6 protein-coding genes are annotated in these 6,836 nt (G+C 71.9%); 4 read left to right on the forward strand and 2 right to left on the reverse strand.

From position 1 onward, the window contains the following. Nucleotides 1–121 precede the first annotated feature (121 nt). The 4 genes from ACLN58_RS15540 to ACLN58_RS15555 all read left to right on the forward strand — a co-directional run bounded on the left by ACLN58_RS15540 (nt 122) and on the right by ACLN58_RS15555 (nt 5,649). Nucleotides 122–733, forward strand: coding sequence for a DUF3000 domain-containing protein (locus ACLN58_RS15540; RefSeq protein WP_415856161.1), 612 nt, complete (start codon nt 122–124; stop codon nt 731–733). 27 nt (nt 734–760) lie between these two features. After that, the gene (locus ACLN58_RS15545) at nt 761–2,134 is read left to right on the forward strand and encodes a ribonuclease D (RefSeq protein ID WP_415856162.1); all 1,374 of its coding nucleotides are present in this window, start codon (nt 761–763) and stop codon (nt 2,132–2,134) included. Nucleotides 2,135–2,267: 133 nt separating this feature from the next. Continuing rightward, nucleotides 2,268–3,485 (forward strand): thiolase family protein, encoded by a 1,218-nt coding sequence (locus ACLN58_RS15550; protein ID WP_415856163.1) that lies wholly within the window; start codon nt 2,268–2,270, stop codon nt 3,483–3,485. Between the two features lies 1 nt (nt 3,486). Continuing rightward, nucleotides 3,487–5,649: a 3-hydroxyacyl-CoA dehydrogenase NAD-binding domain-containing protein gene (locus tag ACLN58_RS15555; RefSeq protein ID WP_415856164.1), complete on the forward strand. Its 2,163-nt coding sequence runs from the start codon at nt 3,487–3,489 to the stop codon at nt 5,647–5,649. A gap of 80 nt (nt 5,650–5,729) precedes the next feature. Here ACLN58_RS15555 and ACLN58_RS15560 read toward each other — a convergent pair whose 3' ends face one another. Beyond that, nucleotides 5,730–6,344, reverse strand: a complete 615-nt coding sequence (locus ACLN58_RS15560) for a hypothetical protein (protein ID WP_415856165.1) — start codon at nt 6,342–6,344, stop codon at nt 5,730–5,732. Between the two features lie 77 nt (nt 6,345–6,421). Further along, the coding region (locus ACLN58_RS15565; protein WP_415856166.1) for an ATP-binding cassette domain-containing protein at nt 6,422–6,836 on the reverse strand (415 nt) is incomplete at its 5' end.

Raw genomic sequence — 6,836 nt, forward strand, 5'->3', positions numbered from 1 at the left:
GCCGCGTAGAGGAAACGCCTGTTTGTAGCCGCCGTGCGCGAGGAACTCGCCCGCTAGGCATCGACTCCGGGGGCCTCGGCGTGCCAGACGGGCAGGCCGGGGCCCCTCGACGTACGCTGAGATGGTGACCGCATTAGCCCAGTTGCCTGCGGACTTCCAGAGCGCACTGCGCTCGCTGCGTGCCGCCGTCGGCCGCTCCGAGTTGCGGCTCGAGGAAATCCCGGCACCCGCCCGGCTCGCGCCTTACGCCGTCGCACTTGAAGCAGAGGTGCTCGACTCGGCGGGGCGACCCCGCACGCCGCGCCACGCCCCCGCTCCGGACACCGGTGAGCTCGCCACGGGTCGATTCATCCTTCTGCACGACCCCGAGCCTCCGGCCGTCTGGCAGGGCACGTTCCGGATCGTCACGTACATCCGCGCGCGGCTTGAGCCTGAGATGGCCGAGGACGCGCTGCTCGGCTCCGTCGCGTGGACGTGGCTCGTAGAGGCCCTCGAGAAGCACGGAGCTGGCTACACGGCGGCGGGCGGAACGGCGACGCGCGTCCTGTCCGAGAGCTTCGGAACCCTCGCGGGGCGGCGCGAATCGATCGACATCGAGCTGAGGGCGTCGTGGACGCCGACAAGCCCCGCGGTGCGGTCCCACCTCGAGGCGTGGGCAGACATGGTCTGCACGTTCGCGGGGCTCCCACCCCTCCCGGACGGTGTCGCGCCGCTCCCCCGCCGCCGGGACTGACGCGGCGCGGCGTAGACTCGGGGAATCATGACCGCACAGTCACAGGACGCCGCTCAGGCCGGATCGGAGCCCGGCCGCATCGAAGCCAGCCCCACACCGACCCCGGACCGCAGCGACGACGGGACGGCCCACGTTCATGTCGAGGGATTCGCCGAGCCCGTGCCCGCGGTCGTCGAGCTCGACGCCCCGCGCGACGGGGTCCCGCTTGTGATCGAGACGCCCGAGGGGCTCGAACGGGCCGCCCGCGCGATTGCGGCCGGAACCGGCCCCGCTGGCGTTGACGCCGAGCGCGCCTCCGGCTTCCGGTACGGCCAACGCGCGTTCCTCGTCCAGATCCGGCGCGAGGGAGCCGGGACGTGGCTCATCGACCCCGAGCCGTTCGACGACCTTTCCGTGCTCGGCGACGCGCTACGCGATGTCGAATGGGTTCTCCATGCCTCGACCCAGGACCTCCCGTGCCTCGCGGAGCTCGGCATGTGGCCGGACCGCCTCTTCGACACCGAGCTCGCGGCTCGGCTCGCGGGGCTCCCCCGGGTGGGGCTCGCGGCCGTCGTCGAGCAGCTTCTCGGCTTCGGGCTCGCGAAGGAGCACTCGGCCGCGGATTGGTCCACGCGCCCGCTGCCGGAGCCGTGGCTCCGCTATGCGGCGCTCGACGTGGAGGTGCTCGTGGAGCTCCGCGACGAGCTCGCCGACCTCCTGGCCTCCCAGGGCAAGCTCGAGATCGCCGAGGAGGAGTTCAGCTCGATCCTCGCCTCGGGGCTGCCGGAGCCGAAGCCGGATCCGTGGCGCCGCACATCGGGCGTACACCAGATCCGCAATCGCCGCCAGCTCGCGGCGGTCCGCGAGCTGTGGACCGAACGGGACGCCCTCGCCCAGAAGCGGGACATCGCGCCTGGCAAGCTCATCCCGGATTCGGCCGTGGTCGCCGTCGCCCGCGCGATGCCAGCCACGGTGCCCCAGCTCATCGCGACGAAGGGCTTCCACGGGCGCGCGGCGCAGCGCGAGGCCCCGCGCTGGCTCCGTGCGATCGCAGCGGCGCGGAGCCTCCCCGACGACGAGCTGCCTCCCCTCCACCTGCCCACGAACGCTCCACCGCCCCCACGCGTCTGGGAGGATCGCGACCCGGAGGCGGCGGCGAGGCTGCACACGGTGAGGCCGCGCATCGCGGCCCTCGCAGAGGATCTCGGGATGCCGACCGAGAACCTCCTGACGCCGGATCACCTGCGCCGTGTCGCGTGGCGGCCGCCCGCCGAGCTCACGGCGGAATCGCTAGCCGACTCGCTGCGCGACCTCGGGGCGCGCGAGTGGCAGGTCGAGCGCGTGCTCACCACGGTCCTCGACGCGTTCGAGCACCCCGAGCCGCTGCCCGTGCGGAAGAAGGGTGCGGCGGCCGAGCACTAAGCCCGCGAGGCAGCCTGCGCAGTGGGCATTGCAGGCTAAGTTACTGGCCGGTAACATAGGGGGTGAGGGCGGCCACGCCCGCGGGTGTTTGACCCGCCCCCCACAGCACACCCACCACCGGCAGGAGTTGCCCATGGCCCCGAGCAGGCACATCCGGGACGTCGTCTTCGTCGACGGCGTTCGAACCCCCTTCGGCAAGGCCGGCGAGAAGGGGATGTACCACGGCACGCGCGCCGACGACCTCGTGGTCAAGGCGATCCGCGAGCTGCTGCGCCGCAACCCGTCCCTGCCCGCCGAACGCGTCGACGAGGTGTCCATCGCTGCGACAACCCAGACTGGCGATCAGGGCCTCACGATCGGGCGCAGCGCTGCGCTCCTCGCGGGCCTTCCCCGCACCGTGCCCGGCTTCGCGATCGACCGCATGTGCGCGGGTGCCATGACCGCGGTGACGACGACGGCGAGCGGCATCGGCGTCGGCGCGTACGACGTCGTCATCGCCGGAGGCGTCGAGCACATGGGCAACCACCCCATGGGCCAGGGGACGGACCCGAATCCACGGTTCCTCGCGGAACGTCTGGTCGATCCCGCCGCCCTCAATATGGGCAACACAGCGGAGAACCTCCACGACCGCTTCCCCGCCATCACGAAGGAGCGCGCGGACCGCTACGCCGTCGCCTCCCAGGCGAAGCTCGCGGCCGCGTACGCCGCCGACCGGATCCAGCCGGATCTCGTCCCGGTTTCGACGCACCGCCCGGGCGAGGGCTTCGGCCTCGCGACGGCTGACGAGCCGCCGCGGCCGGGCACCACGATGGAGGACCTTGCGGCGCTCCGGACCCCGTTCCGCCCGCACGGCCGGGTCACCGCCGGCAACGCGGCCGGGCTCAACGACGGTGCGACGGCGTGCCTCCTCGCATCCGCCGAGACCGCCGATGAGCTCGGACTCACGCCGCGCATGCGGCTCGTCGCGTTCGCCTTCGCCGGTGTCGAGCCCGAGGTCATGGGGATCGGGCCCGTGCCGGCCACGGAAAAGGCCCTCGCCAAAGCCGGCCTCTCGATTGAGGAGATCGGCCTCTTCGAGATCAACGAGGCGTTCGCCGTCCAGGTCCTGAGCTTCCTCGACCACTTCGGGATCGCGGACGACGATCCGCGCGTCAACCGCTACGGCGGGGCGATCGCCGTGGGCCATCCCCTCGCGTCCTCGGGGGTGCGGCTCATGACCCAGCTCGCCCGCCAGTTCGCGGAGGATCCGAGCGTCCGCTACGGAATGACGACCATGTGCATCGGGCTCGGCATGGGCGGCACCGTCATCTGGGAAAACCCGAACCACCCCGACTACCGGAAGGGCGAGTGACGTGACCGCCTCTGCTTTCGACCAGTTTGCCGACCTCGCCGCGGAGGTCCCCAGCGAGATCGTCACCCACTCGCTCGTCAAGGACGTGGTCCTGCCCGGGCCCGCCGGCGGGCGCGACCAATCCTCTCTGAAGATTGCCCTCCTGACGCTCGACAACGGGCTCGACCACTCGAAGCCCACGACGCTCGGGCCGAACACGCTCATCGAGCTCGGGCGCACGCTCGAAGCCCTGCGCGGGCGCGCCGCGGCCGGTGAGATCCAGGCCGTGGCCGTGACCGGGAAGCCGTACTTCCTCGTCGCCGGGGCCGACCTGACGACCGTCAAGCAGCTGCGCAAGCCCGAGCATGGGGCGCAGATGGCCCGGCTCGGCCATGCGGCCTACGACCTCCTCGCGGACCTCGGCGTGCCGACGTTCGCGTTCATCAACGGCGTGGCGCTCGGCGGCGGTCTCGAGATCGCGCTCGCGTGCACCTATCGCACGGTCTCGACCGGCGCGAGCGGCCTGGGCCTCCCCGAGGCGTTCATTGGGCTCGTGCCCGGCTGGGGCGGCGTGTACCGGCTCCCGCGACTCACGGGACCCGAGGCCGCGCTCAAGATCATGATCGAGAACCCGCTCAGCAACAACCGCACGATCGGCGGCAAGGAGGCGTTCTCGGTCGGCATCGCCGACGCCCTGTTCGAGCCGGCCGACTTCCTCGAGCAGTCCCTCGCGTGGGCTGGCAACGTGCTCTCGGGGCGCACCGCCGTCGCCCGCCCGAACGCCGTCGATCCCACCGCCGACGCCGCAGTGGCGGAGCGCTGGGACGCCGCAGCGAAGGCGGCGCGCGCCCTCGTCGCCGCGAAGACCGGCGACGCTGCGCCCGCCCCCGGCAAGGTGCTCGACGTGTTCGAAGCCGGCAAGCTCGCGACACAGAAGGAATCCGCCGAGCTCGAGGTCGAGGCGCTCACGTACCTCATGCAGACCCCGCAGTTCCGCGACACCGTCTACGCGTTCCTCGACCTCGTCCAGAGGCGCGCCAAGCGCCCGGCAGGCGCGCCGGACGCGAAGCTCGCGCGCCCCGTGACCAAGGTCGGCGTGGTCGGGGCGGGCCTCATGGCGAGCCAGCTCGCGCTCGTGTTCGCACGCCAGCTCAAGGTGCCGGTCGTGCTGACCGACATCGACCAGACGCGCGTGGACAAGGGCGTCGCGTACGTCCACGGCGAGATAGAGAAGCTCCTCGCGAAGGGGCGCCTCTCCCCCGGTGCCGCGAACCGGACAAAGGCACTCGTCACTGGTTCGGTTTCGAAGGCGGCGTTCGCGGACGCAGACTTCGTCATCGAGGCGGTCTTCGAGGAGCTCTCGGTCAAGAAGCAGGTATTCGCCGAGGTCGAGGCCGTCGTCTCGTCGGAGTGCATCCTCGCGACCAACACGTCATCCCTCTCGGTCACGGCGATGGCGGAGGGACTCGAGCACCCCGAGCGGGTGGTGGGGTTCCATTTCTTCAACCCGGTCGCGGTCATGCCGCTCGTCGAGGTCGTGCGCGCGCCCGAGACGGACGAGGCCGTGCTGGCCACGGCGTTCGTGCTTGCGAAGTCGCTCAAGAAGACGGCGGTGCTCGTCAAGGACGCCGCCGCGTTCGTGGTCAACCGCGTCCTGCTCCGCCTCATGGGCGAGGTCACGGCGACGTTCGACGAGGGCACGCCGGCCGAGGTCGCGGACACCGCCCTCAAGCCGATCGGCCTGCCGATGACGCCGTTCACGCTCGCGGCGCTGGTCGGGCTGCCCGTGGCTCAGCACGTCGCCGAGTCGCTGCACTCAGCGTTCGGCGACCGCTTCCACGTCTCGGCCAACCAGCAGAGGCTCATCGACGCCGGCATCAAGGGCCTGTGGGTCCCGACAACCGACGGTGGGCACGAGATCCCCGCGACGACGCTCGAGCTCCTGAGCTTCGGCGACGCGCCGTCGACCGCGGAGCAGGTCCTCACGCGCTGCGAGGACGCGCTCGCCGAGGAGATCGGCCTGCTGCTCTCCGAGGGGGTCGTGGCGGGGCCGGAGGACGTCGACCTGTGCATGATCCTCGGCGCGGGCTGGCCCATGCACCTGGGCGGGATCACGCCGTACCTGGACCGCGTCGGGGCGGCCGAGCGCGTGACGGGAAGGAAGTTCCACGCCAACGACGCCTGAGTGGCCAGAGACCCCGCAAGCTCAGGGACGGGACCCCGCAACGTTGCGGGGTCCCGTCCGGCTCGTTGCGGGGTCCTCGGTCAGGACTCGCCGAAGCCCTCGCGGAGGAATTCGCCCATGCGCGGATTGAGCCCGGCTAGCGCCTCCGACTCGTCCCGGCACGCGAACAGGATTGCGCCGCCCCACGAGCTGCGCACGATCGCCCCGCGGTGCGCCCAGTGCATCGCAACCCGCATGCCGCCTGCCACGACGTCCAGCCGCTCCGCGAGCACGGTGCGGCCCTCGAGCAGGTCGATGTCCTCGGCCGGTCGACGCCGGATCTCGGCGGGCGCCGCGGGACGCTCGGGCTGTGCCTCGTCGACGCGCAGAAAACTCGCGCTCCGCTCGGCAGAGCCTGCCAGGCGGGACAGCAGCAGGTAATCTCCGCTCGCGGGCAGCGTATCGACCCCGAGGCCAGCCTCAACGCGATCCGCCGCGGCACGCAGGCCTCCGGGCTCCTGGCGGTAGCGGAGCCGGTTCCACGTGTCCCGGCTGCCCGAGAGCCAGATCCGAGACTCGGAGGCGAGGGGCGCGCCGACGCCGTCGTCGAACGCGATGCGGGTGGTCAAGAGCTCGCCGTCGAACCGACGGAGTACCGCGCCGCGCCGAACGCCAGCCACCCAGAAGCTTTCCCACAGCTCCCACGCCGACTCCACAGTTCCTCCTGACGGCCGCCCACCGGCAGTGGCCTCAGCGTTCGACCTTACCGGACTGGCGCGGGCTCACGCTCGGCTCAGGCGTCCGCGAACCGCCCACCCTCGAGGGGGAGGACGCGATGCGCTCGCCGCCGGGCCCACGCTCGGTCGTGCGTCGAAAGGACGACGGCGGAACCCGCCCGGGCCGCGTCAGTCACCGCGGCGTCGAGCCGAGCGAGCGCACGCCCGTCGAGACCCACGGTCGGCTCGTCGAGCAGCAGAACCCGCGGGCGCCGAGCGAGGACCGTCGCGAGCGCCACGAGCCGCTGGGCGGACGCCGAGAGCTCGTACGGGTGCACATCAGACTGCCGCGCGAGCCCGACGGCGTCGAGCGCTTCGAGCGCACGGTCCCGCGCCGCTTCTCGGGAGAGCCCCAGGGCGGCGAGGCCGAACGAGACCTCGCGGAGCGCCGTCCGCTCGAACAGCTGATCTCGCGGGTCCTGGAACAGCGTC

This window comes from Sinomonas sp. G460-2 (assembly GCF_047759905.1).
Taxonomy (GTDB): Bacteria; Actinomycetota; Actinomycetes; order Actinomycetales; family Micrococcaceae; genus Sinomonas.